Here is a 23,478-nt window from a genome sequence, read left to right on the forward strand (position 1 = left end):
TTCGGCTTCGCTGTTGCTGAGTCTGTCTGATTAGCTTCTCTCTGAGCGCCTCCTGCGGGGGGCGCTTTTTCGTGTGGGGAGGGTTTGGGCTGATTTTATAGGCTTTCCTAAGTGACGCTACCCATGAAATGACTAGAAGCCTCCCAAACGCTCAGACATCCAAAGTCGCAAATCCAAAATCCAAAATCCAAAATCCAAAATCTAAAATGAGCCAGCCTTTCCCGTCCAGGCTTGCAGCGTGGTTATTGCAAACCTTTGTTGACCTGTGATCGGGGCGATCGCCCACTGGCTACTATTGAGATGCTGCTGCTGAAAATGAGCAACGATTAAACGCCACCCAGACCCACTCAGACTCATGGCCATTACGATTCGGGCAATGCAGGAAGCGGATTTGGCGATCGCCGATCATCTCTTCCGGCTGGCGTTTGGCACCTTTATCGGGCTGCCCGACCCGCAAGATTTTGCCAGAACCATGAACTACATGAATCGGTGGTATCTCGACCCATCCGCCGCATTCGTCGCAGAAGATAACGGTCAGATCGTTGGCTCAAATATTGCGGTGAACTGGGGCAGCTTTGGGGGATTTGGCCCACTCACCGTCCATCCCGACTACTGGAATCAGAAGGTAGGGCAGCAACTCGTCAGCGCTGCAATGGACTATTTTGCTCAGCATCAAATCTCTCAACTTGGCATCTTTACGTTTTCCAACAGCCCCAAACACCTCGCACTCTACGAACGGTTCGGGTTTCACCCCCGCTGTTTGACGGCGGTCATGAGCAAGCCCGTTCAGCCTCAGAATTCCCAGACCCCTCTTCAGTCTGGTCTGAGGTATTCAGAGCTGGCAGCGGCCATGCAAGTAGACAGTTTGGAACGCTGTGCTGAGCTGACCAACACAGTATTCGAGGGACTCGACTTGAGCAACGAAATTCGCACCGTTGCCGCTCGCCACTGGGGCGAGACCGTGCTGCTAGAAAGCCAGGGTTCCCCTGTCGAAAATCAACGGCTGGAGGGGTTTGCGATTTGCCACTGCGGAGAAGGTACTGAAGCGGGCAAAGACGCTTGTTACGTGAAATTTGGCGCGGTGCGGTCGGGCGATTCCCGTAGGGATCGCTTCGCAAATCGCGCCTCCCAATCCCTCGCCTCTTTGCTGCAAGCCTGCGAAGGTCTGGCGGCTCAGCGTGGACTCTCAACCCTGATCTGCGGGGTCAATACGGAGCGGCAGGGTGCGTACCAGCTTTTGCGGAGCTTGGGGTTTCGCATCGACATCCTGGGCGTGGCGATGCTCTGCCCAAACCAGCCTGCGTTTAACCATCCCGGTGCGTTCGTGTTGGATGATTGGCGCTGAGGACTGGAGGCAGCGATGAAACCCCTGCTGAAATCTTCCTTAACTTAAATGCGGCAGGACTTACGCAGCGAGAAATTGTCTAAAACCCAGAAAGCTCATTGCAAGTGTGTAAGTCCTGTACGGTTCAAATGCGGTGAAATTCGGGGTTGAATCAAATCCCGATAAAAAAAGTCGGGTATATTTGACGCTGTTTGTTGCCCATGCTACGATTCCTTGCATTGGGTGAAGGAAACCTGTAACCCTTTCCCAGACTTCATTTCACGCAAACCGAACGAGATATCACAGGACGAGACCCCTCCATGACGCTGGCAACCCACACCCTCCAAACCCGTTCCACCGCTGCTGCTTTTTCTGGCTTGAAGTGTAAAGAGTGCGGTGCAGAGTATGAAGCAAAGGCAATTCACGTTTGCGAATTGTGCTTCGGGCCGCTGGAAGTGACCTACGACTACGCCCACCTGAGCAAAGTCGTGACCCGTCAAACCATCGAAGCCGGCCCCAAGTCTATCTGGCGATATCGCTCCTTTTTGCCTGTTGCGACGGATAACCTAATCGACGTGGGCACGGGCTTTACGCCGCTGCTGAAGGCAAACCGTCTGGCGCGTCGTCTGGGTATCAAAAATCTCTATATCAAGAACGACGCAGTGAACATGCCCACCCTCAGCTTCAAAGACCGGGTGGTGTCGGTGGCGCTGACTCGCGCACGGGAACTGGGCTTTACGACGGTTTCCTGCGCTAGCACCGGAAATTTGGCAAACTCGACAGCGGCGATCGCCGCCCATGCCGGGCTAGACTGCTGCGTGTTCATTCCCTCTGATCTGGAAGCGGGCAAAGTCCTGGGTACGCTGATCTATGGGCCCACTGTCATGGCTGTTCATGGCAACTATGACCAAGTGAACCGCCTCTGCTCGGAAGTCGCTAACACCCACGGCTGGGGCTTTGTGAATATCAACCTGCGCCCCTACTATTCCGAAGGCTCCAAAACCCTGGGCTATGAAGTCATCGAGCAGCTTGGCTGGCAACTGCCGGATCACATCGTTGCGCCGTTGGCCTCTGGTTCTCTCTTTACCAAAATCTACAAGGGCTTCCAGGAATTCACCAAGGTCGGCCTAGTAGAAGGGAAAAACGTTCGCTTCAGCGGCGCTCAGGCAGATGGTTGCTCGCCTATTGCCCAGGCCTACCGCGAAGACCGCGACTTCATCACCCCCGTCAAACCCAACACCATTGCCAAATCCATTGCTATTGGCAACCCAGCAGACGGGGTGTATGCGCTGGACATTGCCCGCAAGACTAATGGCAATATTGAATCAGTGAGTGATCAAGAAGTGGTCGAAGGTATCAAACTACTGGCCGAAACCGAAGGCATCTTCACCGAAACCGCAGGCGGCACCACGATCGCCGTTCTGAAAAAACTGGCCGAAGCAGGCAAGATTAACCATGACGAAACCACCGTTGCTTATATCACGGGCAACGGACTAAAGACTCAGGAAGCCGTCCAAGGCTACATCGGCGAACCCCTCACCATCGAACCCAAGCTAGAAAGCTTTGAACGGGCGCTGGAGCGGGCGCAAACGCTGGGCCGCCTGGAATGGCAGCAGGTCACAGTTTAGATGTCGGGTTAAATGTCGGGGTTGGGATTAGAGACTAGACCACTTGCGCCTAAACCCAACACCCCGTCACCCTAGTTACTCCTTTCACCCCATGCTTTAATGCCATGTCTGTCAAAGTTCTCATTCCTACTCCGCTGCAACAGTTCACTGCAAATCAGGCCACTGTAGAAGTAGACGGCGCAACGATCGCCGAATTGCTGGATAAGCTCGATGCGTCTTTTCCAGGGATCAAGGCCCGTCTGTGTGATGACGAGGGCAAACTCCGCCGCTTTGTGAACTTCTATGTGAATAGCGAAGATATCCGGTTTTTGGACGGCGCAAACACGGCGCTGAATGCAGGCGATGAAGTGAGCATTGTGCCTGCGGTGGCGGGCGGCTAAATGCGTTGAGGTTTTTTGAGCTATCTGCGTGTAGGGCTTGCAGTGTAGGTGATCGCCCCTCTTGCTCAGCTTGTCTATAACCAGGGATCGGGATTGCTTCGCGTCCAGATCCGCGATTTGAAATGAAGTCTACTAGGGTGAGTTGGGCAATGTCCTGGCTCACCTTTTATTTTTTTGATTTATGTTCTCCGCATACTCAGCATAACGGTTGAGAATTCTAATCGCCTGCCTCAGAAATTCTGACGGCAGTTGGGCAGGGCGAACCGTTTCTGAATCGGTGACAACCCGGTACTATGGGAGTAATTTATGACGACTGATTGCAGATAGCCATGCCAGACGAAGCAACCAATCCTCCGGCTGAAGCCGCATCAACGACTGAGGGGCAGCCTACTCCTGCATCCGCAGCGCCCGCCGAAGCACCCGCCGAAACAAAGCCGCCCCGCGAACCCAAGGTTCAGTCTGCGGATGGGGAAGCGCCCGCCGCCAAGCCCAAGAAGGAAAAGCCGCCCGCACTGGAAGATAAACCCTTTGCGGACTTTATCACGCAGGACTATATGCCCAGCCTAAAGCAGGCGATGGCAGCCGCAGGTTTTAACGATCTGGATCTGAAATTTGAGAAGCTGCCGCTGCCGATCAAGGGCATGGAAGAACTCGGCGCTTGCTGGCAGGTGCAGGGCAAGTTTCAAGGCGGACAGCACCAGTTTTTGGTGGGCTTTGTGAAGGAAGATATCCAGGGGCAAAAGGTCTTTAGCTGTGCTGGAAATGGTGCAAGCCCTAGCCTGCTAGAGTCGTTTATGATTGATGAACGCAAGGTAACGCTGGATTTGATGGTGCTTTACACGTTGCAGCGCCTGAACGGGCAGAAGTGGTTGGTGGGCAACTAGCGTCAGCCCTGGCTTCGTAGCGCGTCGCAGCGAAACGTTCCTAACCCATAACACGCTGAGGAGGCGATCGCCATGTCATCTCTTCTACGTCGGCTTTGGCTATGCAGCCTTCTAGCGATCCCGCTGTCCCTAGCGGAAGCGCTGGTGGAGGGGGCGATCGCAGCCCAGCCCGATGCGCCCGATGCGTTGGGGCCAGTTGCGTCCGTTTCAGTCGTGCCTGTTTCAGAAGTTGTAGCGGCTGAGGGTATCTCGGCGCCCGATTGGCCAGGGTCGCCCGTCACTGAAGCTTCGGCAGATCCTCCGTCGATGCTGCCCGGAGCCTCAGCCAGCCTTGCCAATGCCTCATCGGCTTGGGTGCTGGAAGAATTTGGAGCAACCGCCGAAATTTCTCCCCTTGCTGAGGTTCTGCTGGGCGACGCAGTTGACGAGTCTGCCGTGGCAGGGGAACGGGTTGACCAGACAGAGGTGAATCCAGACCCTGTGCCAACCCTGAACACAGCCGATGAGCCATCTGCGGAGCCGGACTCTGAACTGGATGCGCTGACGGAACCAGTCGAGCCAGTCGTTACGGAGCCAGTCGTTACGGAGCCAGTCGCCGAGCCAGTCATTGAGCCAGTCATTGAGCCAGCGATCGCCGCACCGGAACCCAATGCCGCCCCGATCGACCCAGCGGTAGCACTGGAACTGCTGCGAGAGGGGGATGCGCTGTGGCAGATGGGCCTGCGGCGGGAGGCAGAAGTCCGCTATCGGCTGGCAAAAGCGCCGTTTGATGAAGTGGATGTCGTCGAAGTGCCCCCGCTGGTCACCGACCCGGAGGCGCTGCCGCCTGAAGGACAGGTCTACTGGCGCGAGGCAGAGGCGGGGCGATCGCAAAATTCTCGTCCGCGCATGGAGTCTGCCCTGCGGCTCTTGACTCAGCAGCATCCAGAGTTTGTGCTGGGGCATCTGCGCTATGCCGAGGTGTTGGCAGCAGGCGATCGCTCGAACGAGGCGCTGGCGGTGCTGGAGCGAGCAGTGGGTTTGTATCCCGATTCGGCAGATTTGGCACAGGCACGGGTGGCAGCCCTGGCAACCAACGGGCAACTGGTGGAAGCGGCGATCGCGGCGCGGCAGTTTGCCCTGATGTATCCCGATGATCCGGCAGCGGCGGAGTTTGAAGCGCTGGCGGCTCAGCACGCCAGAACCTTCCGCAATCGGCTGGAGCGCGATTTGCGAGCCGGGGCGATCGCCAACTTGCTGACCGGAGCATTGGGCTTTGCGCTGACGGGCAACCTGTTTGGCCCCATCTCTTCAATACAGACCGGAATCGCGCTGCTGCGGGGCGAAGAGAACGTGGGAGAGGCGATCGCCCGTCGGGCTGCCCGCCAGTTGCCGCTCATTCAGGATGAAGCGGTGAATGCCTACGTCAACGACATTGGGCAGCGCCTCGCCGCGATGACGGGGCGATCGGAATTTGAGTACGAGTTTTTCATCATCCGCGATCGCAGCCTCAACGCCTTCGCCCTACCCGGCGGCAAAATCTTCATCAATGCGGGCGCAATTCTAAAAGCCCAATCAGAAGCAGAACTAGCCGGACTGATTGCCCACGAACTGGCCCACACGTCCCTGTCGCATGGCTTTCAGCTTGCGGTCGATGCCAACACCCTGGGCAACGCCTTCCAGCTCATTCCCTATGGCGGCTATGCGGCAAACCTGCTTTATTTCAACTACAGTCGCGACATGGAGCGCCAGGCCGATGCCTTTGGGACGCGACTGCTGGCCTCGGCAGGCTACGCAGCGGACGGGCTGCACGGGCTGATGGTAACGCTAGAAAAACAAGAGCGGCGAGTCGCCCCCTTTGAATGGCTTTCCACTCACCCCGACACCCGTGAGCGACAGCGCAACATCGAGCGCCAGATCCGCCAGAACGGGTACAACCGCTACGCCTACGAAGGCATCGACCGCCACGCCGCCATGCGCCTGCGGGTGCAGACCGAACTAGGGCTGACGCGCCTCCGCAAGCCCACCGCCGAGCGCCGCCCCAGTCGTTAGCCTCAGCCTTAGATCAGAGCAGGCGATCCCCTCCACCCAAGTTTGCAACCCTCTAACCGACTATGACCCAGGCTGCCGAGTCTTCAAACACTTCTCTCTTGGAAATCTTGCAGTTGGGCAATCCCAAGCTGAGAGACACAGCGCGGGCGATCGCCTCCCCCAATGACCCCGCCCTGCAAGCCCTCATTGATCAGCTCTTGGTCACGATGCACGCATCAAACGGCGTGGGCATCGCTGCGCCCCAGGTCGGTCAGCCCCTTTGCTTGGTTATCGTTGCGTCGCGTCCCAATCCGCGCTATCCCCACGCGCCGGAGATGGAGCCACTGCCCATGCTGAACCCACGCCTGCTCAGCCATTCTGACGAAACGGTGAAGGGCTGGGAGGGATGCCTCAGCGTGCCAGGGATTCGCGGCCTCGTGCCCCGCTATCGAGAAATCGAGGTGGAATATGGCGATCGCCACGGCAATCTGCGCCGTCAGGTCTTCACCGATTTCGTCGCCCGCATTGTCCAGCACGAAGTCGATCACCTGCATGGACAGGTATTTGTCGATCGGGTCGAAACCACTCGCGACCTGATCACCGAGCAGGAATACCAAAAGCTGCTGTCGTAGGGGAATGCTTTAACTTAGCTGCGGTTACAAAATTTGAAACAGACCATCAGCCATCGTAGCAGCACGACATAATAGCTGCCAACGTTGCAATGAAAACAGTCGATGGCAAAGGACGCGAGGCTTTATCAAATTGGCTTTTTAGCCCTGTTTTTGCTGCTGGGGGTGGGCACGCGGGATTGGTCGCTGAATTGGGTGGTGGTGCTAACGGCGATCGCCACTTGCCTCATCACCCAGGCGCTTTGTGGGGCAGTATTTTATCCACCAGAGCTATCAAATCCAGAAACAGCAGCAGATAATAAACCGGCAGATAATATAGGACAGCGCTGGAGGGCGATCGCCCTGCGGTATCGCAATCCCCAAATTCTCTCCAGTCTGCCCAGTGCGCTGGTGACGGGACTGGGAATGAGCCTGCTGCTGCGGGTCGATCATCCGCTGACGATGGCGCTGGCGGTGATGGGGGCGATCGCCAGCAAATTTTTGCTGCGGCTGCGCGGCAAGCATGTGTTTAATCCCGGCAATTTTGGCATCGTCATGGCGCTGATGCTCTCAGGCGATGCGTGGGTTTCGCCGGGGCAGTGGGGCGAGAGCGGCTGGTATGGGCTGCTGTTTTTGGGAGCAGGCGGGCTGGTGCTGCAACAGGTGGGGCGCTGGGACACGTCGGCGGCGTTTCTGGGCAGCTATGCGGTGCTAGAGGCCGGGCGAAATCTGTGGCTGGGCTGGACGTGGGACGTGTGGGCGCATCGGCTCACCAGTGGCTCGCTGCTGGTGTTTGCGCTGTTCATGATTACCGACCCGCGCACGATTCCCAATTCCCGCACCGGACGGCTGATCTGGGCCGGGGCGATCGCACTTGTGACGTTTATCCTGCGAAATGTCTTTTTCATCTCCACGGCTCCCTTTTGGGCGCTGTTTGCCTTGGCTCCGTTGAGTCTGCTGCTGGACTGGCTGCTGCCTGCCGCCCGGTTTGAGTGGTCGCAGTCAGCGCTGCATTTACCGTTGTCTTTTCTATCCACCTTCCGACAAAAATACGTTCCTGAATAGGTGTTTCTATGAAATCTCTGCTTAATCATTCAATGACCTATTTACGATCTTTTCGTGTGTGGGCGATCGCACTCATAGCATTCCTGCTGACGTTCACGGTTTCATCCAGAGCGCTGGCATTTTGTGGGTTTTATGTGGCAAAAGCCGATGCGAAGCTATATAACCAAGCTTCTCAGGTGGCGATCGCCCGCAGCGGAAATCGCACGGTTCTTACGATGGCCAATGACTACCAGGGTGATGTCAAAGATTTTGCGATGGTCGTTCCGGTTCCCGTGATCTTGCAGCGCGAACAGGTGCAAATCGCCGATTCACGGATCATCGAGCGGCTCGATTCCTTTAGCGCACCGAGACTGGTGGAATACTTCGATCCTGATCCGTGCGCTCCACCTATCTTTTGGAATCGCCCAATGGCGGCTCCTGCGATGGAAAGCGCCGCTCCAGGTCGGGCTGGACGCAGCAACCAGGCGCTAGGGGTGACGGTAGAAGAACAATTCACCGTCGGCGAGTACGATATCTTGATCCTCAGCGCCCGCGAGTCCGATGGATTGGAAACCTGGCTGGTGCAAAACGGCTACCGCATTCCCCAAGGCGCACGGGAACTGCTGCGCCCCTACATTCGCCAGCGGATGAAGTTCTTTGTGGCCAAGGTGAATCTGGAGGAATACGAAAATTCGGGCTATCAGGCGTTGCGACCCCTGCAAATGACCTACGAATCGCCCCGATTTATGCTGCCGCTGCGGTTGGGCATGGTCAACGCCGACAGTTCTCAGGATTTGCTGGTCTACATTTTGTCGCCGGAAGGACAGGCAGAAGTCAGCAACTATCGCACGGTGAAGGTGCCGTCGGATGCAGAAATTCCGGTATACGTGAAGGACGAATTTAGCGACTTTTACAAAGCCATGTTCCAGACCAGCTACACCCGCGAGGGGCGAAACGTGGCGTTTTTGGAATACGCCTGGGATATGGGAAGCTGCGACCCCTGCTCGGCGGAGCCGCTATCGCCAGAGGAACTGCGGCAGGCGGGGGTGTTTTGGACGCGCCCGGAGATGCCCAACACCATGCCCAATAACGTATTCATCACGCGGCTGCATGTGCGCTATACCCGCGATAAGTTTCCGGAAGACCTGATTTTTCAGCAGACCAACAACCGCACCCTGTTTCAGGGGCGCTATATCCTGCGTCATCCCTATACGGGCGAGATGGCGTGTGAAGCGGGGCGGCAATATCGGCGATCGCTCCGACAACGGTTCGAGCAAGAAGCCCAGACCCTCGCCCGCCTCACGGGTTGGAATATCCGCGATATCCGCGACAAGTTGCCCCAGATTCGAGCTGAGCAATTTCCGGCACTGCCTTTGGTTGCACGATTGCAACAGTTGATGGGGCGAGTTATAGATCGATAGAACAGTGCGGGTGAAATGGCAACGGGATGAGTCAGATCGGGCGGGTTCGGCAGCGATTAAGTTACTTTCCCTAAGTTACTTTCCTGATGAGTTACTTTCCTGATGAGTTACTTTCCTGATCTCCTCATCCCATCACAAGTCCGCACCCGACCTCCTGTTTAAGCTACCGTCCCCCAACCGTAATGGCATCGACCTTCAGGTGGGGCTGACCCACGGTGACGTAGATGCCGCCGCTGATGGAGCCGCAGAAGCCCGCCGCCAGGCCCAAATCTTGGGAACACATGGAGATGCGCTGCATGATTTCTACCGCTTCGCCAATCAGAGTTGCGCCCTTGAGGGGCTTGGTGATTTTGCCGTTTTCGATCAGGTAGGCTTCATCCACTGCAAAGTTGAACTGACCCGTTGCACCGACGCTGCCGCCGCCCATTTTTTTACAGTAAATCCCTTTGTCGATGGAGGCGAAGAGGTCGTCAAGAGAGTGCGGCCCCGGCGCGATGTAGGTATTCCGCATTCGGCTAGCGGCGGCGTAGGTGTAGTTTTGGCGGCGGCCGCTGCCCGTGCGCGGGTGTCCGGTTCGCATAAACCCAGCGCGATCGCTCAGGAAGTTTTTCAAGATGCCGTTTTCGATCAGCAGCGTGCGCTGGGTGGGCATTCCCTCATCGTCCATATCAATGGTGCCAAAGGCGTTGGGCGATCGCCCTTCGTCCCAAGCGGTCAGCGCTTCATGGGCAATCTTCTCCCCTTTTTTGTCGATAAAGGGCGTAGTCTTGCGCTCAATCTGCGTCGTCTCCAGCAAATGACCGCAGGCTTCGTGGAAGATCACACCGCCAAAGTGGTTCGCCATCACCACGGGGTACGTGCCAGACTCGACATAATCGGCATAGAGCATTTTTCCGGCAGACTCCGCCACTTCTTCGGCGGTGCTATCCATATCCCAGGTGCGGAGAAAATCGGGCTGGCTGGTGCTGCCGACGCGCTGCCCAATAGAGGCACGGTGGTCGCCATCGGCGCAGAGCAGGCTAAACCCGGTGGATTGCGTCAGGCGAATGTCTCGCGCAAAGGTGCCGTCGCTCGCCGCCACCAGCACTTCCTGCCAGTCGCGAAAGTAGGAGGCACGGCGCGACTGGACGTGGCTGGCTTTTTTGCCGAGGCGATCGCTCGCTGCCAGCAAAATTTCGCCCATCTCGCGAATTGAACTGCACTGTTCCAGCCAAGCTTCCTTGCCCTTGCGCGTGCCATAGTCGCGCAGCGGCTCTAGCACCACTTCCGGGATAAACGCATTGCCGCTGGGCAATTCTAGCCCCATGATAGACAACGCCTTTTCTAGAGCCAGCTTTAGCCCGCTAAAGGTCAGGTCGTTGGTGCTAACGTAGCAGTCGGACTTGCCGCGAAACACGCGCACACCCGCGCCCGTGGTCAAGCTGGGCGCAATGCTGGTGATGGTATCGTCTTCGGCTAGGCAGTTAATATAGTTAACCCGTTCCAGGAAAAACTCGACAAAATCGGCTCCGGCCGCCCGACCTAGCCCCAGCAGCGTAGACAGCGGCGCATCCCACGACTCATCAAAGCGATCGCGCGGCGCGGCATAGCTCAGATTCGGCAGCTTCGCAGGGGTAAGCAGCGTATCGGGCAGGCTGGTCAATAGCATTAGGCAGTCCTCTCAGGGCGCGGCAGTCGGCGTTTCTCACAGTTTAGCAAGGAAGCCTGGGGAGTGAGGGAATAGGCTGCTGGAGGGCAGGGCAAACGCAGCAAAAATCCAATTTAGATGTGCATTCAGATGTTGATCACGCTAATTCGCCGACGCTGAGCATTTGAACTGCCATCTGTTTGTATTCATCTAAACCCGACCTGAGCGCAAACTCCGCAACGTCTATTGCAACAGTGGCGTTGAGTTCAATCACATGTTCTGCCATCTTTGACCATGTGTGTCCACCGGACTCTGCATAGGCTGAGATGAGCTGCCTGAGAGCGTTTTTGCCGAACGTGCGGTAGTAGGCTACAAAATCTTTTGCTGGATCGGTGACCGATGCCTCAGTCCAGTCAATAAATCCGGTCACCCGCGCTTGTTTGTCAATCAGAATATGACCCGCGTGTAATTCACCGTGCGTTAAAACCGTTTCTTGCATCCAAATTTCGTCGTCATGAAGCCAGGACTGCCAGCGTTCCCATAAGGTTTGATCGACCTCAAATTCCTGTTTGACGGACTCCATTCTATGCTGCATCTCAACTCGGACTTCTTCGGTGGTTTTCACCGGGAGGCCTGCTGCTCTTGCTTTCTCAACACTAACTTGATGTAAGGAAACAATTCCCTTTGCCAATGATTTGTGAAATTGCTCAGGAAGGTTTTCTAAGTCAATCTCCCACACATAAGCTTTTGCTTCTGGATCGATTGTGCCCAACGGCACACCGTTCAATGCCCGATACGCAATCAGTTCATCGGTGCAAATCGCCCATCGCGGCACGTCTACATTGATTCGTGGGGCAATCAGTTCCAGGGTTCGTCTTTCCTGATCTACAGATGGCAGAACGTCTTCCCGCCGAGGAAGGCGTAGAATCCAGTGTATTCCGTCCGCATCTGTTGCCAACGCTACTTGAAAATCAAGACCAGACTCATTGAATTGAATGGAATCTCCCTCGATTGCCAAACCATTCTGATGAGCCAACTCCAGCACTTCCTGCTGTGATTTTGTGTTTTTGATCATGACGCTAGAGGCGATCGCGCAACAGTCTGTAAACTCCACCAAGCATAATACATTATACTACAAAGCCGTAAGGCTTATGCCAATGCCCCTAGTGGAACTTCAATACGTAGTGCCTTGCCCAGCGACAGCAGCGGTTGAAGCAGCGCCAGTTCAGCTTTGGCGGCCGCATCAGAGTGTTGCTGTGCGACAGACCAGCGGGGCAGGAGGTAGCGGTGGAGCGATCGCCAGTACAACTCCTGCACTCGATCCAGCGCCAGTCCCAGATGAAGCTGCTCGCCGATGGCCAGCAGTTGCTCAATCCAGACCAGCGTTGGCTCCAAGGTATCCAGTTCCGATTCGTTGAGAGCTTGCCACAGCAGCCGCAGGATCAGCCGCTCCAGGATTTGTCTGGCTGGGGTCACTGTCAGATGGCAGTGGAGTTGGTTGGCTTCGGCGGCGATCGCCTCTAGTTCCGACAAATAGCTGTCGCACAATTCGGGATTGGTGGGGGGCAAATCAGAGGTTTCGCGCTCTAGCGCTTGCAGAGAGTGGGTCAGCCGATGGGCGATCGCAATTTCGGCAGCCACTTGCAGCTCGCGGGGCGGCTCCAGGGCATCCCGATGAAACGCCCGCAGCACGCCGTAGTTGTCGCGATAGACCTGGGTGTAGAGCTGATCTAGTCGGGTCAGGGTTTCCTGACTCAGCAGGTGCATCAGCCGATGGCGTTCCTCAGCGAACAGGTCTTGCAGGCTAAAGGGGCAATCGCCAAAGGTGCGCGTCATCGCCAAAATCACCTGCGCCGCGCTGGCCAGCGACAGCGCCTCAAACAACTCATCCCGCAATTGCAAATAGGCGCGACGACCGCTGGCGGGCCGAATGCAGCAGTGAAAATCCCAGCCGCCCAGATGCAGCACCGCAAACTCCAGATTCACCACCTCGCGGGTGATTTCGGAGGTCAACTGCACCTGCCCCAGAGCCAACGTTAGCGATCCCATGCGGCGAAGCTGATAGTCTAATCGCTGGACGTTATAGCAATAGAGACGCTGCTCCTGGGAATAGCTGTGGAAAAGGGAACTGATGGCATAGTGCGCGGCCACCTGCTCTGGCGTGATGCGGGCAGGCGCAACCAGTTGGCGATACAGTTCCGCGCCGTTGCCAAACTGCTCCACATTACTGGGGATTGCCCCCAGACGACGGACAAACTCCGGCTCCAGGCGAACTGCGGCAAGGTCTTCTGCCAGTTCCAAGGCGCGGGCAGCGTAGCGCAAAATCTGCGTGCCCTCCGGCCGCGACACCTCTTCAAAAAACCAGCCGCAACTGGTATACATCAGCAGGGCGTGGCGCTGCATTTCCAGCAGTTTCAGCGCCTCAACCCGTTCGGCCGGTGTCAGATCGTGACTTTGGTAAGCTGCGAAAAACGTATCGAGAACCGTATCAGAACGCTCCCCCAACACAGCGACATAGCCATCCCGCGCCGCCCAAGGATCGTGGAAAAATGAACTACCGAACTGTTCGTAAATTGCAATTAGCTGATCCCGCAGCCAGTCCAGCGCATCCCGCAGCGGCCGCCGCCATTTCTGATGCCACTCGCCGCCCCCGCCACAGCCGCAGTCGTCTTGCCAGCGATCGACCCCGTGGCAACAACTCCACGCCGTCACGGGCTTTAGCTCCACTTCCCAGGTAGGCGGGTGCAGGCTGAGGTAGTGGGCAAAATTCGTCACCAGCCAGCCCCGTTTGGGAAACTCGTGGGTAAAGGCATAGGCCAGCGCCTTCTCCGTGCCCCCTTTGTGATGTCCAAAGGTTTCGCCGTCGGTGGCCACGGAGATCAACTGGGCGGGACGGTGATCCCCGCGCACGGCCTGCCCGATGCGTCCCACAAAATGCTCGGAACTGCTCAGCACGTCGTTAAAGCCCATGTCGCGGGAAATTGGGCCGTCATAAAAGAAAATGTCGATGTAGGGCGTATCAACCGGGTTCGGGTTGGTGCCCGGTTCACCCAAAGCATCTTGCCCCAGGATGCCGTCGCGCTGGAAATGGGGCGAGTTCAAAAAGCAGCGATAGGGGCGCACGGGGTCGATCTGGCTGCCGCCGACTTCGATCCAGTGGGGATCGCGCTCGTCGGGCGTGGGCAGGGGGCGGCAGCGCTGGGCCTGAGATGGGGCCAGGATGATAAAGCGAATGCCTTCTTCTGCCAGAATTCGCAGCGTTGGATAATCGACTGCCGTTTCTGCTAGCCACATGCCTTCAGGATCGCGCCCAAACCTGGCTCGGAAGTCGGCCTTGCCCCAGCGAATCTGGGTGCGCTTGTCGCGGTCGTTGGCTAGGGGCAGGATAATGTGGTTATAGACCTGGGCGATCGCATTTCCGTGTCCTCCCAGGCGATCGCAGCTTTTGCGATCTGCGTCCAGAATGCGCTGGTAGACTTCGGGATCGGCTTGTTCCAGCCAGCTCATGAGCGTTGGGCCAATGTTGAAGCTGAGATATTCGTAGTTATTGACGATCCCCAGCAGGTTGCCTTGGTCGCTCAGCACACGGGCAAAGGCGTTGGGGCGATAGCACTCGTAGTGGATTCGCTCGTTCCAATCGTGGTAAGGCGAGGCGCTGGGCTGCCTCTCAATGGCGTTCAGGTAGGGGTTTTCGCGGGGCGGCTGGTAGAAATGCCCGTGGACAGTCACGTAGATTCCTGTTTCTGACCGTTGTCCCTGGGTGTCGCAGGCAGGTGGATCGGTGTGCAACTGCCGATTGAGCGCGGGATCGGCTAAGTCATTGAGTCGTAAACTATCGGTCTGAAACGCTAAAGCAGCCAATTCGGATCGAGAATCGTGGCGAGAAAAAGTCATGCAACGTGTCCAAAATCTACAGAACCCAAATACATCGCGGTTTGCTCTGGGACATTGCAAAGGGGTTGCAACGCTGGGCGATCGCACGTTGATTTGGGGGCGCGGCTGGGGATCAGCTTCTAGCTAGCAAGTTGGCCAATCATCCAGTCTGCAAAAGCTCAAAAATCAAGCATCGAACGAACTAATTCACTCGATCAGATGATTGCTCAAATCATCTTAAAATCCGGGGATCATTCAGAAATCTGTGGACAGTCGAGGCAATCTTTCAGGATATTTTTTCAGGGCATTTCTAGAGCAGTTTTCAGAGCAGGCTTTGAAAAATTCCTGAAGCGGCAAAGGGGCGATCGCGCTTGAGTCCTTACCCTTGAGTCTTTATGACACGTGAGTCTTTATGAGTCTTTGAAATTCTGCCCTGCCTTGCAGGGTTCTACACTTACGATATATATCGCGAGTTTTTATACTCTGCATGGGATAGCACAATGTTTTCAAACTAAGTTCATGTTTTGTAATAAGGGCGATCGCCCGACTGCACTGCAAAACGCTCAGTTTGTGTCTTTACCGAGCCAGATTTTTAGGAAAAAGTAAACTTGCTTTATATTTCCTTACAAGGATCTCTGGGGGCTACTGTACTCCAGAGTGTTCCCCGCTCTTTTCTTCAGCCCTTTCTTCAGCCCTTTCGTCAGGATTGCCCCGTCCCTCCGCTGCGATCGCTGCTGGCGGCAACTCCAGCGGCACGGCTCCCAGCAGCCCCCTGCGAAAATCATTCAGCAATTGTCGTGCGGCTCGCTCGATGTCATTCTGATAGCGATGCTCGGCCAGTTGCGCCAGGTAGGTTTCGCCTGTGACTCCAGACGGCGACAGCCCATAGCGAGTTTCCAGACCGCTGCCGATGATATTGGGCGCGGCTTCGGCCAGTTCTTTCCACAGATCTACAAAGGCGGCGGCGACCCGCTGATTGTCGTAGGCGGCTTCGCCAATGTCGTCGCAGATGGCCAGCTTCAGCGCGGCTTGCTGGTTCGTCAGCTTTGAGGGCAAGATTCCCGGTGCGTCTAGCAGTTCTAGCTCGTCGGAAATGCGAATCCACCGGAGCTGGCGCGTCACGCCAGGGCGACGGGCGCTCTCCACCACGCGCCGCTTCAGCAGCCGATTAATCAGCGCCGACTTGCCCACGTTGGGAAAGCCGATGACCACTGCTCGCACGGGGCGGGGCAACATACCGCGATCGCGCCGTCGCTGGTTCATCTTTTCGCCCAACGCCTGCGCTGCTTTGGACACAGCTTCCACACCCTTGCCGTGGTTTGCATCGGTAAAATAAGCTGTCTCGTCTTGCTGCTGAAACCAGGTGCGCCAGGCCTGCTGCACCCCAGCGGGAATCATGTCCATGCGGTTTAGCACCAGCACCCGCTCTTTGTTGCCCAACCACTGCCCCATCTGCGGATGGCGCGTCGCCAAGGGAATTCGCGCATCCCGTACCTCCAGCACGACATCGACTTTTTTAAGCTGTTCCAGGAGCGATCGCTCGGCTTTGGCAATATGACCGGGATACCACTGGATGGGGGGCGTGGGCATGGGGAAGAGGGAAGGGGGAAGAGGGAAAAATGAAGAACGAAGAACGAAGAGGGAAGAACGCAAAGCTTAGATTAGCAGGTGAAGGGTGACTGTGGTGCCCTCTGTGGCGGTGGATTGAATACACAGGCTGCCGCCGTGGGCATCGACGATGCGTTTGACGAGGGCGAGTCCGAGGCCGGTGCCGCCTGCTTTGGTGGAGTAGAAGGGGCGCGTCAGCTTGGGCAGGTCTTCGGGGGGAATGGGCGGGCCGCCGTTGTGGATGGATAGGCAGAGTCTTTGGGGGGCAGGGGGAGCGTCGGCATCGAGCAGCAGGGTGCAACAAATGCGATCGCCCTCCGACACTGCCTCGCAAGCATTTCGCAGCAGATTCAGGCAGACTTGCTTGAGCTTGTTGCGATCGCCCATCACAGGCGGCAAGTTTGGGGCGATCGCCAGTTCAATGATGCGTCCCTGCCCAATCGGCGTTTCCTGCACCTGCGTCACCACGTCTTGCAGCAGCGCCGCCAGGTTTACGGACTCTGTCTCCATGGCCCGCTGTGGCTTGGAAAACTGGAGAATCTCGTTTAGCAAGTCTTCCAAACGATTCGCTTCTTCGCTGGCCAGCGTCAGCCGCAGTTGGTCTGGCCCTGCCAGAGCCAGTCGTCCAAAGGCCTTTAAACCCATTTTTACGGTGGTTAGTGGGTTGCGAATTTCGTGAACGATCATGGCGGCAAATTCACCGATGGCGGCTAGACGCTCTTGCTCGATGAGCTTTGACTGGGCAGCGCGGAGTTCTTGGGTGCGCTTGATCACCTCTGCCTCCAGCAGTTCGTTAAACCGCTGCTGCTCCTGATAGAGGCAATAGTGGGCGATCGCCATTGCTGCCCGCTCAGCAAACAGTTCCACCGTCCGCACTTCTTCCTCGGCAAACTTGCGCGGCGAATAGCTAAAGGAACAAACCGTACCAAGGATATCGCCGTGGGGAGTACGGAGGGGAACGCCGAGATAGCAGAGATAGCCGTCGGGAATTTCGCCTGCTTCGGGATTCAGGCGCGTGTCTTCTACCACGAGCGATCGCCCAGTGTCTACCACTGTTCCGGTTACTGTTCCGTGGAGCGTATAGAGCGTGTGATCTTCTTCGCCATCGGAGCTGGCAATCACGCGATCAAACCCGTCCCCTTCGCAGAGCGTAATCACAGTTATATCCATTCGGAGCAAGTGACAAACGCTAGACGCGATTCGTTCCAAATAGCGGTTCAAATCTCCAACATAGTCCAGCAGAGACGACAGCGCCTCAATCACCTGCTGGTCTCGTTGCCACCGAGCACGGGATTGCATGAATCTGCTTGAGTGAGCGGATCGACGACTTGGACAATCTGTATGATCAGCGTGCTGTGGAATAAACGGTTCTTGCGGTTGACCCTGGCATGTCATGGATTGAAGCTTAAGTATTATGGCAGACTCGGTTGCGCTCCTTCTCGACTCCTCAGCAATAGTTCATCAACAGTGAATCAGTAACAGTGAATCAGTAGTTCGTGGGTCTAGTCTGTCCTGCAATACCCCTGCATTTAACTCAAGGTTCTGTCTACAGTCTGTCTACAGAAGTAGAAAAAAACTCGCTAGAATGCCTCTTTTGAGGCTGGTCAGGGGGAGGCATTGCGTAACAAGATCTTGCTGCGAGGTAACAAAAATTCCATTGATTACAAGTATTTCTTAATAATCTCCTGGGGAGGCAGCCATGAAATTGGACGGAAAGGTGGCACTGGTGACGGGCAGCACTACAGGCATTGGACAGGCGATCGCCCTGCGTCTAGCGGCCGACGGGGCTAGTGTGGTGATTGACCATCGCGCTGATCCAGAGGGCGCAGCCGAAACGCTGGCCAAGGTTGAGGCAGCAGGCGGCCGGTGTTTTCAATATGGCTGCTCGGTCGAAGGGAAGATCGTGCAGGCGGACGTGAGCGAAGTGGAGCAAGTGCGCCGCATGGTCGCGGAATCGGTTGCCCATTTTGGTCGCCTGGATATTTTGGTCAACAACGCAGGCATTCAGAAGAAAGCGTCGTTTTGGGAGGTCACTGAGGAAGATTATGACCAGGTGATGGACGTGAACCTGAAAGGCGCGTTCTTTTCGGCGCAGGCCTTTGTGCATCACTGCATGAATGCCCAGCATCCCGGCAAGATTATCAACATTAGCTCGGTGCATGAGGAGTTGTCGTTTCCCGATTTTGCGTCCTATTGCGCCAGCAAGGGCGGCATGAAGATGATGACCCGCACGCTGGCAACGGAACTCGCGCCGCTGGGGATTACGATTAACAATGTCGCACCGGGGGCGATCGCCACCGACAAAAACACCAGTCTGCAAGACGACTCAGACGAATCCAAAGAATTTCTCAAAAAAATCCCCCTCCAGCGCATGGGCAATCCGGAGGAGGTTGCGTCTCTGGTTTCGTTTCTCTGTTCTGCCGAAGCAGACTACATTACGGGTTCTACGTTCCTGGTTGATGGCGGTCTAATGTGGACGTACCAAGAGCCGTAGCTGATACCCATTTACGATTCTGGATTTTTACGATTCTGGATTTGCGATTTTGGATTGCCAGTCGGCATTTGCAGGGCTTTCAGCAATTTCGTTTGACTGAGGAATGCCAGACTGAGAAATGCAGTTTAGCTGCGAATCTCGTTCCAAAGCTGCACCCACTGGTCGTAGTTCTTTACGCTCTGCCACATGTTGATCTGCGAATGCAGCGACAGGTCATCCATAAATAGCTCGTGCGCTTTTTCGGGGCCCACGGCCTCTGCGCCCAGCGTCGTTGCGCCAGAGTAGCCCGTCACGTCCATCACGCCCTTTTGCCCGTCGCCGCTGAGGATAAAGTCAATCCACTCATAAGCCGCTTCCGGGTTTTTGGAATTCTTGGAAATCATCCAGGAATCCGTCCAGCCCGTCAGCTTGCCTTGGGGACTGACGGAGCCAATGGGATAGCCCTCGTTGCTGAGTTGGGTATAGGTCAGCGGCCAGGCGTGAGCCATCACAATTTCGCCCGACTGAAACAGGTTGGCCAGTTCGCCTGCTGTCGTCCAGAATTTGCGAATGTGGGGGCGCAGTTCCAATAGCTTGGCTTTCACTTCGGCGAGATCTTCGTCGGTAAGGTCGTAGGGATCGGCTTTGCCCAGCCACAGCGCCACGTCGGCAATGGTCATGGGGTTGTCGGGCAGGGCAATTTTGCCAGAATATTTATCGTCAAATAAGATATCCCAGGACTTCGGCGCGGGTTTTACTTGTTTGGTGTTATAAACCAGCACGTTGGGTCCCCAGGCAAAGGTTACGCCGTAGGGCTTGCCGCCGAAGGTGTTCCACTTGCCGTCCTGAAATGACTCGAATACAGCGCTGTAATTTTGCAGCTTGCTGGTGTCGATGGGGCGCACCAGGCCTGCTTTGTAGAGCCGCTCGGTGATGTCGCCCGATGCGGAGACCAGATCATAATTTTTGCCGCCGCCTGCGCGGAACTTGGCGAACATTTCGTCGCTCGACCCAGCGTAGGTGGCTTTGATGGTGCAGCCCGTTTCTTGTTCAAAAATATCGGCAAAGGAAGAATCGGTATAGCCTTCCCAGACGATTGCCGTGAGGGTGCAGCCTGTGGCTTGGGCAGGTTGGGGCGCGGTCCACAGCGGGATAAGTCCGAGCAGCCCAATCAAAACTGCGGTGAAGATACGATGCAGCATGTTAGTAATCTCTTGGTTATGCCTTTAGCGGGGTTTCACAAGGTTCAGACTAGGCAAGAACGACCCGCCAGGGTGTGTTTCGCGGCACAGAATGGCTGCGCCGGCCCGCTTCATTGCGCGAGCCAACTCCCTAGTGTATCGCTGGGGTTTGGCGACTTGGGGCTTGTGCAGCATTCTGTAAGAATTGAGCGACTTGAGTTGCCAATGTTGGTCTAAGTTGGAAGTCTGGAGATCCGAGCCAACAGCCTTGGGGGATATCCCCCAACCCCCCTTTTGCAGGGGACGAAGCGTCCCCCACACCCCCTCCTAAGGGCGTGTCGGTGTGTCCGAGAGGTTGCTTCACATTGCATGAGTAATAGGGGCGATCGCGCAGCGTCTCTCCAGAGAATCGCGCAGCATCTCTAAGGAGAATCTTTCAGGTTTGTATCACGACAAATCCAGTCGAATCTGGCACGGACAGTATCTCGACTGCATCGCCGAAACCGAGGTCGGAGGGGGTTTGGGGGACGAAGCGCGTCCCCCAAGCGGGGGTTTGGGGGGAAGCTCCCCCCAAGGCTGTTGGCTCGGCACCCGGAGCCTTCTCTACTGTCCCAAAACCACCCGCTCAACCTCCATTACCCGATGGGCATACTGCTCCTGAGTCAGCACCGGCGCATCCATAAAGGGATTTGCGGCCCGTCCAACGGGAAGCTCCACATCAATCCAGGATTTGCAGCCGCCGTAGGCCTCTTGATAAGGCAACGTGAAAGATTCTGGGAACCGATGCACGCGCAGCAGCAGGACGTAGAGCGGCTGCTGAGGCTTCCATTTCAGCCGTTCTGTAGCTAGGGCGTTTGTCCAAATATGAAACGGCAGCAGCGCCTCAACGGTTTCTGCGGCGGTGATTTGAAAGATGTGGGTGATGTCGGCCCAGGCGCAGAGGGTTACGGTGTTGGGATGCCAGCCGGAGGGAACGGGCTGCACTCGGTTGGCGTAGGGCGGCTTGAGCAGGTGGGGCTGCTGATGTTCGTAGGTGGGATAGAGCAGCACGCGGGACTGGGCCACGCTAAATCGTCCGCCCGTTTCCCGGATGCCGCCTTTTCGCAACAGCAGAAGGGTGTCGCCGCTGAGCAGGGCTTCGATGGCGATCGCCCATTCCTTGAGCGCTGCAACCAACGATCTAGCACTCTCTGAAGAAGAGTCTGAAGAAAAGTCTAAAGAAGAGTCTGGACTTTGGGATGTGGAATTTTGGGGGACGTTCAGGCGGGTCATCGGCAGCACAGCGAGTGAGGACGGGAGGCGGCTTTGTGCTTAATCTACAGCATTTTCTTGCCTCGTGAGGCACATGCTGCCCTCACGAGGCAAGGGCTTATTGACCATCCGCGTGCCTCACTAGCTTCAAAAACGCTGTAGCGCGTTGGGCGAGGCAGTGCGTCATGAAGTCCTGGGGCGATCGCCCGCTTTAGCCGCTTTAGAAAGAAACTTGGTAGAAACATGCAGGATTGCACCCTGAGCGGCTAAAGTTGTGAGTAGCCTTGCAAATCAGGCTGTAGCCTGGGTTACACCCAAAGGTATTTCCTGGTTCTGCAATTTTCTTCGGCTATTCGTGTTCGTCTACGGTTGTCCCCAATCCCCCCAACCATTTGTCCACTCACTGAGCGACCTGCTTCCTATGGAACCTGAATCCAGCCAAGCTTTGACAGAAGAAGTTATCGAAGCGACCAGCCATCTGGATGTCGTTGAAACTGTGATTTCCAGCCTGCAAGAAGACCAGAGCGCGATGGTCAGCCGATCTGACCAGGGCAATCTGTGGAAGTTTAAGTATGGCAGCGTAGAGGTGTTTGTACAGCTTACGGGCGAAACAGATGACGATATGCTCGCCGTCTGGTCACCCGTACTGAGTTTGCCGGCCAAAAATGAGCTAGAACTGATGCGAAAGCTGCTGCAACTGAATTGGACAAGCACGTTCGAGTCGCACTTCGCGATTATGGACAATCAGGTGGTGGTTGCGGCGCAGCGCACCGTAGCGGAACTGTCGCCTGGCGAGGTGTCGCGCAACATCACAATGGTTGCTTCTATTGCCGACAGCTACGACGAGATTCTTCAGGCTGAGTTTGGCGCTTGAACCTGGGCGGTTCCCTCGCCATGAACGCGAACTACAGGGATTCTCGCCCCGTCTGGCGGCTCATTCCACTGATGAGAGCAGATGGCGCGACGCAAATGGCAATCGATCGCTGGCTGTTCGAGCAATATGTCCAGGGCTTGCATCCGCCGACGCTGCGGTTTTACATCTGGGAACCGATCGCCCTTTCCCTTGGTTATCATCAGCGTCAGATTCCCGATCACTGGCGATCGCTCACTTACCAGGATCAGCCCATCGATCTAGTGCGTCGTCCCAGCGGCGGCCGTGCGGTGCTGCATCAGGGCGACCTAACCTATGCCGTCGTCACGTCGGAGCTGGGGCCCAGCCGCAAAGCCGCTTATGAGAAAATCTGCGCGTTTTTGATTGAAGGCTGGCGATCGCTCGGCATTTCGCTCCAGTACGGCAACGCCGGGCGCGGCTACATCCACAATCCCAACTGCTTTGGCACGGCCACCAGCGCCGATCTGGTCACCGACAGCGGCTACAAGCTTGTTGGCAGCGCTCAACTGCGGCGCGGCGAGTGCATTTTGCAACATGGTTCCATGCGCCTCTGTCCCGACTGCGATCTGTTTTATCAGGTCTTTGGCGAGGCGCAAGTAGCCGATGAGCAGGTTAAATCTGCCATCGGTGATCCGCCTGACCTCGCCGCTATCATCGCTGTTCTGGTAACCGCAGCAGAGCAGTGCTTTGGCATTCGCCTAGCTGCACAGCCCATCACCCATGCCGAATGGCGGCAAGTCGCCGCTCTAATCAATACCCGTCAGAATTTTCGCCAAAGCTTATGAGCTTGCTACTTGTAAGCTTGCTGCATAAAGGCGATCGCCCTTGGACTGACCCAGAAAGAGCGATCGCCCGGTTCCCCTCGCCATGCAAGAACTAAGTCCGGCACTAGAACTTGTGCGCGTGCAACACCTCTGCATCACAGAGATAAGCAATGCCTGAATAATCGTCAAAAAACTTCGTTGCAACGGTGTCTGCGATGTTGAGAGCCATATCCCGACTGGCAGTGAGCACCTCAATCTTGATATTCGAGTAGACATCGCTAACGGTCGGTTGTCCCGACGAGCGCACGTTGCGACTGCCCTTTCCACCAGCGGGCATCACCGTATAACCAGCGGCTCCGGCTTCATCGATAATCTGGGTAATTTGCTTTAACAACAATTTCTCTGTAACGATGACGAGTTTGCTGGCTTTCTGAGTCATGGAACCTACCTCCTAAAAGCGTCTTGCCGCAAAAATCAAAGAAAAGAGTCTATGATTTTTCCCTAAACCAT

The 23,478-nt window shown here is 56.3% G+C and carries 19 protein-coding genes; 11 read left to right on the forward strand and 8 right to left on the reverse strand.

All coding sequences use genetic code 11. From position 1 onward, the window contains the following. The first annotated feature begins 355 nt into the window (after nucleotides 1-355). The 8 genes from IGS16_RS06495 (at nucleotide 356) to IGS16_RS06530 (ending at nucleotide 9,299) form a co-directional block, all read left to right on the forward strand. Entirely contained in the window at nucleotides 356-1,345 is a 990-nt protein-coding gene (locus IGS16_RS06495; protein WP_297084351.1) for a GNAT family N-acetyltransferase, read from the forward strand. A gap of 299 nt (nucleotides 1,346-1,644) precedes the next feature. Further along, nucleotides 1,645-2,952, forward strand: coding sequence for a threonine synthase (gene thrC, locus IGS16_RS06500; protein ID WP_297084352.1), 1,308 nt, complete (start codon nucleotides 1,645-1,647; stop codon nucleotides 2,950-2,952). Nucleotides 2,953-3,056: 104 nt separating this feature from the next. Beyond that, nucleotides 3,057-3,332: a ubiquitin-like small modifier protein 1 gene (locus tag IGS16_RS06505; protein WP_068511331.1), complete on the forward strand. Its 276-nt coding sequence runs from the start codon at nucleotides 3,057-3,059 to the stop codon at nucleotides 3,330-3,332. A 329-nt stretch (nucleotides 3,333-3,661) separates the two neighbouring features. Next, nucleotides 3,662-4,216 (forward strand): DUF2996 domain-containing protein, encoded by a 555-nt coding sequence (locus IGS16_RS06510; protein ID WP_367185740.1) that lies wholly within the window; start codon nucleotides 3,662-3,664, stop codon nucleotides 4,214-4,216. A 72-nt stretch (nucleotides 4,217-4,288) separates the two neighbouring features. Then, nucleotides 4,289-6,247: a M48 family metallopeptidase gene (locus IGS16_RS06515; protein WP_297084353.1), complete on the forward strand. Its 1,959-nt coding sequence runs from the start codon at nucleotides 4,289-4,291 to the stop codon at nucleotides 6,245-6,247. A 62-nt stretch (nucleotides 6,248-6,309) separates the two neighbouring features. Continuing rightward, the gene (gene def, locus IGS16_RS06520; protein ID WP_297084355.1) at nucleotides 6,310-6,858 is read left to right on the forward strand and encodes a peptide deformylase; all 549 of its coding nucleotides are present in this window, start codon (nucleotides 6,310-6,312) and stop codon (nucleotides 6,856-6,858) included. 102 nt (nucleotides 6,859-6,960) lie between these two features. Then, nucleotides 6,961-7,899 carry an RnfABCDGE type electron transport complex subunit D gene (locus IGS16_RS06525; RefSeq protein ID WP_297084357.1) on the forward strand — a complete coding sequence of 313 codons (939 nt, stop codon included), beginning with the start codon at nucleotides 6,961-6,963 and terminating at the stop codon, nucleotides 7,897-7,899. A gap of 32 nt (nucleotides 7,900-7,931) precedes the next feature. After that, complete coding sequence (locus IGS16_RS06530; protein ID WP_297084359.1) at nucleotides 7,932-9,299, forward strand: DUF2330 domain-containing protein; 1,368 nt, start codon at nucleotides 7,932-7,934, stop codon at nucleotides 9,297-9,299. Nucleotides 9,300-9,462: 163 nt separating this feature from the next. Here the strand turns inward: IGS16_RS06530 and IGS16_RS06535 are convergent, their stop codons facing one another. From IGS16_RS06535 to IGS16_RS06555, 5 genes are all read right to left on the reverse strand, one after another. Further along, nucleotides 9,463-10,947, reverse strand: coding sequence for a TldD/PmbA family protein (locus IGS16_RS06535; RefSeq protein ID WP_297084360.1), 1,485 nt, complete (start codon nucleotides 10,945-10,947; stop codon nucleotides 9,463-9,465). A gap of 136 nt (nucleotides 10,948-11,083) precedes the next feature. After that, entirely contained in the window at nucleotides 11,084-12,001 is a 918-nt protein-coding gene (locus IGS16_RS06540) for a macrolide 2'-phosphotransferase (protein WP_297084362.1), read from the reverse strand. A gap of 74 nt (nucleotides 12,002-12,075) precedes the next feature. Further along, the gene (locus IGS16_RS06545) at nucleotides 12,076-14,820 is read right to left on the reverse strand and encodes a DUF3536 domain-containing protein (RefSeq protein ID WP_297084364.1); all 2,745 of its coding nucleotides are present in this window, start codon (nucleotides 14,818-14,820) and stop codon (nucleotides 12,076-12,078) included. 621 nt (nucleotides 14,821-15,441) lie between these two features. Further along, entirely contained in the window at nucleotides 15,442-16,389 is a 948-nt protein-coding gene (ylqF, locus tag IGS16_RS06550) for a ribosome biogenesis GTPase YlqF (RefSeq protein WP_297084365.1), read from the reverse strand. 66 nt (nucleotides 16,390-16,455) lie between these two features. Continuing rightward, the gene (locus IGS16_RS06555; protein ID WP_297084367.1) at nucleotides 16,456-17,706 is read right to left on the reverse strand and encodes a GAF domain-containing sensor histidine kinase; all 1,251 of its coding nucleotides are present in this window, start codon (nucleotides 17,704-17,706) and stop codon (nucleotides 16,456-16,458) included. A 400-nt stretch (nucleotides 17,707-18,106) separates the two neighbouring features. On the opposite strand from IGS16_RS06555, the gene IGS16_RS06560 reads away from it, so the two are divergent. Further along, entirely contained in the window at nucleotides 18,107-18,901 is a 795-nt protein-coding gene (locus tag IGS16_RS06560; protein WP_297084370.1) for an SDR family NAD(P)-dependent oxidoreductase, read from the forward strand. Nucleotides 18,902-19,026: 125 nt separating this feature from the next. Here the strand turns inward: IGS16_RS06560 and IGS16_RS06565 are convergent, their stop codons facing one another. Beyond that, nucleotides 19,027-20,082: an ABC transporter substrate-binding protein gene (locus IGS16_RS06565; RefSeq protein ID WP_297084372.1), complete on the reverse strand. Its 1,056-nt coding sequence runs from the start codon at nucleotides 20,080-20,082 to the stop codon at nucleotides 19,027-19,029. A gap of 582 nt (nucleotides 20,083-20,664) precedes the next feature. Further along, nucleotides 20,665-21,237 carry a DUF1802 family protein gene (locus tag IGS16_RS06570; protein ID WP_297084374.1) on the reverse strand — a complete coding sequence of 191 codons (573 nt, stop codon included), beginning with the start codon at nucleotides 21,235-21,237 and terminating at the stop codon, nucleotides 20,665-20,667. Between the two features lie 496 nt (nucleotides 21,238-21,733). Between IGS16_RS06570 and IGS16_RS06575 the strand changes: the two genes are divergently transcribed. Next, the gene (locus tag IGS16_RS06575; RefSeq protein WP_297084375.1) at nucleotides 21,734-22,186 is read left to right on the forward strand and encodes a YbjN domain-containing protein; all 453 of its coding nucleotides are present in this window, start codon (nucleotides 21,734-21,736) and stop codon (nucleotides 22,184-22,186) included. Nucleotides 22,187-22,206: 20 nt separating this feature from the next. After that, nucleotides 22,207-22,989 carry a biotin/lipoate A/B protein ligase family protein gene (locus IGS16_RS06580; RefSeq protein WP_297084377.1) on the forward strand — a complete coding sequence of 261 codons (783 nt, stop codon included), beginning with the start codon at nucleotides 22,207-22,209 and terminating at the stop codon, nucleotides 22,987-22,989. 103 nt (nucleotides 22,990-23,092) lie between these two features. Here IGS16_RS06580 and IGS16_RS06585 read toward each other — a convergent pair whose 3' ends face one another. After that, nucleotides 23,093-23,407, reverse strand: coding sequence for a hypothetical protein (locus tag IGS16_RS06585; RefSeq protein ID WP_068511355.1), 315 nt, complete (start codon nucleotides 23,405-23,407; stop codon nucleotides 23,093-23,095). Between the last annotated feature and the right edge of the window lie 71 nt (nucleotides 23,408-23,478).

Origin of the sequence: Thermoleptolyngbya sp. C42_A2020_037 (assembly GCF_015272455.1) — a bacterium.
Taxonomy (GTDB): domain Bacteria; phylum Cyanobacteriota; class Cyanobacteriia; order Elainellales; family Elainellaceae; genus Thermoleptolyngbya.

Coding starts and splice junctions, on each gene's coding strand:
- IGS16_RS06495 (WP_297084351.1), top strand. CDS start 356: ATGGCCATTACGATTCGGGCAATGCAGGAAGCGGATTTGGCGATCGCC.
- thrC (WP_297084352.1), top strand. CDS start 1,645: ATGACGCTGGCAACCCACACCCTCCAAACCCGTTCCACCGCTGCTGCT.
- IGS16_RS06505 (WP_068511331.1), top strand. CDS start 3,057: ATGTCTGTCAAAGTTCTCATTCCTACTCCGCTGCAACAGTTCACTGCA.
- IGS16_RS06510 (WP_367185740.1), top strand. CDS start 3,662: ATGCCAGACGAAGCAACCAATCCTCCGGCTGAAGCCGCATCAACGACT.
- IGS16_RS06515 (WP_297084353.1), top strand. CDS start 4,289: ATGTCATCTCTTCTACGTCGGCTTTGGCTATGCAGCCTTCTAGCGATC.
- def (WP_297084355.1), top strand. CDS start 6,310: ATGACCCAGGCTGCCGAGTCTTCAAACACTTCTCTCTTGGAAATCTTG.
- IGS16_RS06525 (WP_297084357.1), top strand. CDS start 6,961: ATGGCAAAGGACGCGAGGCTTTATCAAATTGGCTTTTTAGCCCTGTTT.
- IGS16_RS06530 (WP_297084359.1), top strand. CDS start 7,932: ATGACCTATTTACGATCTTTTCGTGTGTGGGCGATCGCACTCATAGCA.
- IGS16_RS06535 (WP_297084360.1), bottom strand. CDS start 10,947: ATGCTATTGACCAGCCTGCCCGATACGCTGCTTACCCCTGCGAAGCTG.
- IGS16_RS06540 (WP_297084362.1), bottom strand. CDS start 12,001: ATGATCAAAAACACAAAATCACAGCAGGAAGTGCTGGAGTTGGCTCAT.
- IGS16_RS06545 (WP_297084364.1), bottom strand. CDS start 14,820: ATGACTTTTTCTCGCCACGATTCTCGATCCGAATTGGCTGCTTTAGCG.
- ylqF (WP_297084365.1), bottom strand. CDS start 16,389: ATGCCCACGCCCCCCATCCAGTGGTATCCCGGTCATATTGCCAAAGCC.
- IGS16_RS06555 (WP_297084367.1), bottom strand. CDS start 17,706: ATGCAATCCCGTGCTCGGTGGCAACGAGACCAGCAGGTGATTGAGGCG.
- IGS16_RS06560 (WP_297084370.1), top strand. CDS start 18,107: ATGAAATTGGACGGAAAGGTGGCACTGGTGACGGGCAGCACTACAGGC.
- IGS16_RS06565 (WP_297084372.1), bottom strand. CDS start 20,082: ATGCTGCATCGTATCTTCACCGCAGTTTTGATTGGGCTGCTCGGACTT.
- IGS16_RS06575 (WP_297084375.1), top strand. CDS start 21,734: ATGGAACCTGAATCCAGCCAAGCTTTGACAGAAGAAGTTATCGAAGCG.
- IGS16_RS06580 (WP_297084377.1), top strand. CDS start 22,207: ATGAACGCGAACTACAGGGATTCTCGCCCCGTCTGGCGGCTCATTCCA.
- IGS16_RS06585 (WP_068511355.1), bottom strand. CDS start 23,407: ATGACTCAGAAAGCCAGCAAACTCGTCATCGTTACAGAGAAATTGTTG.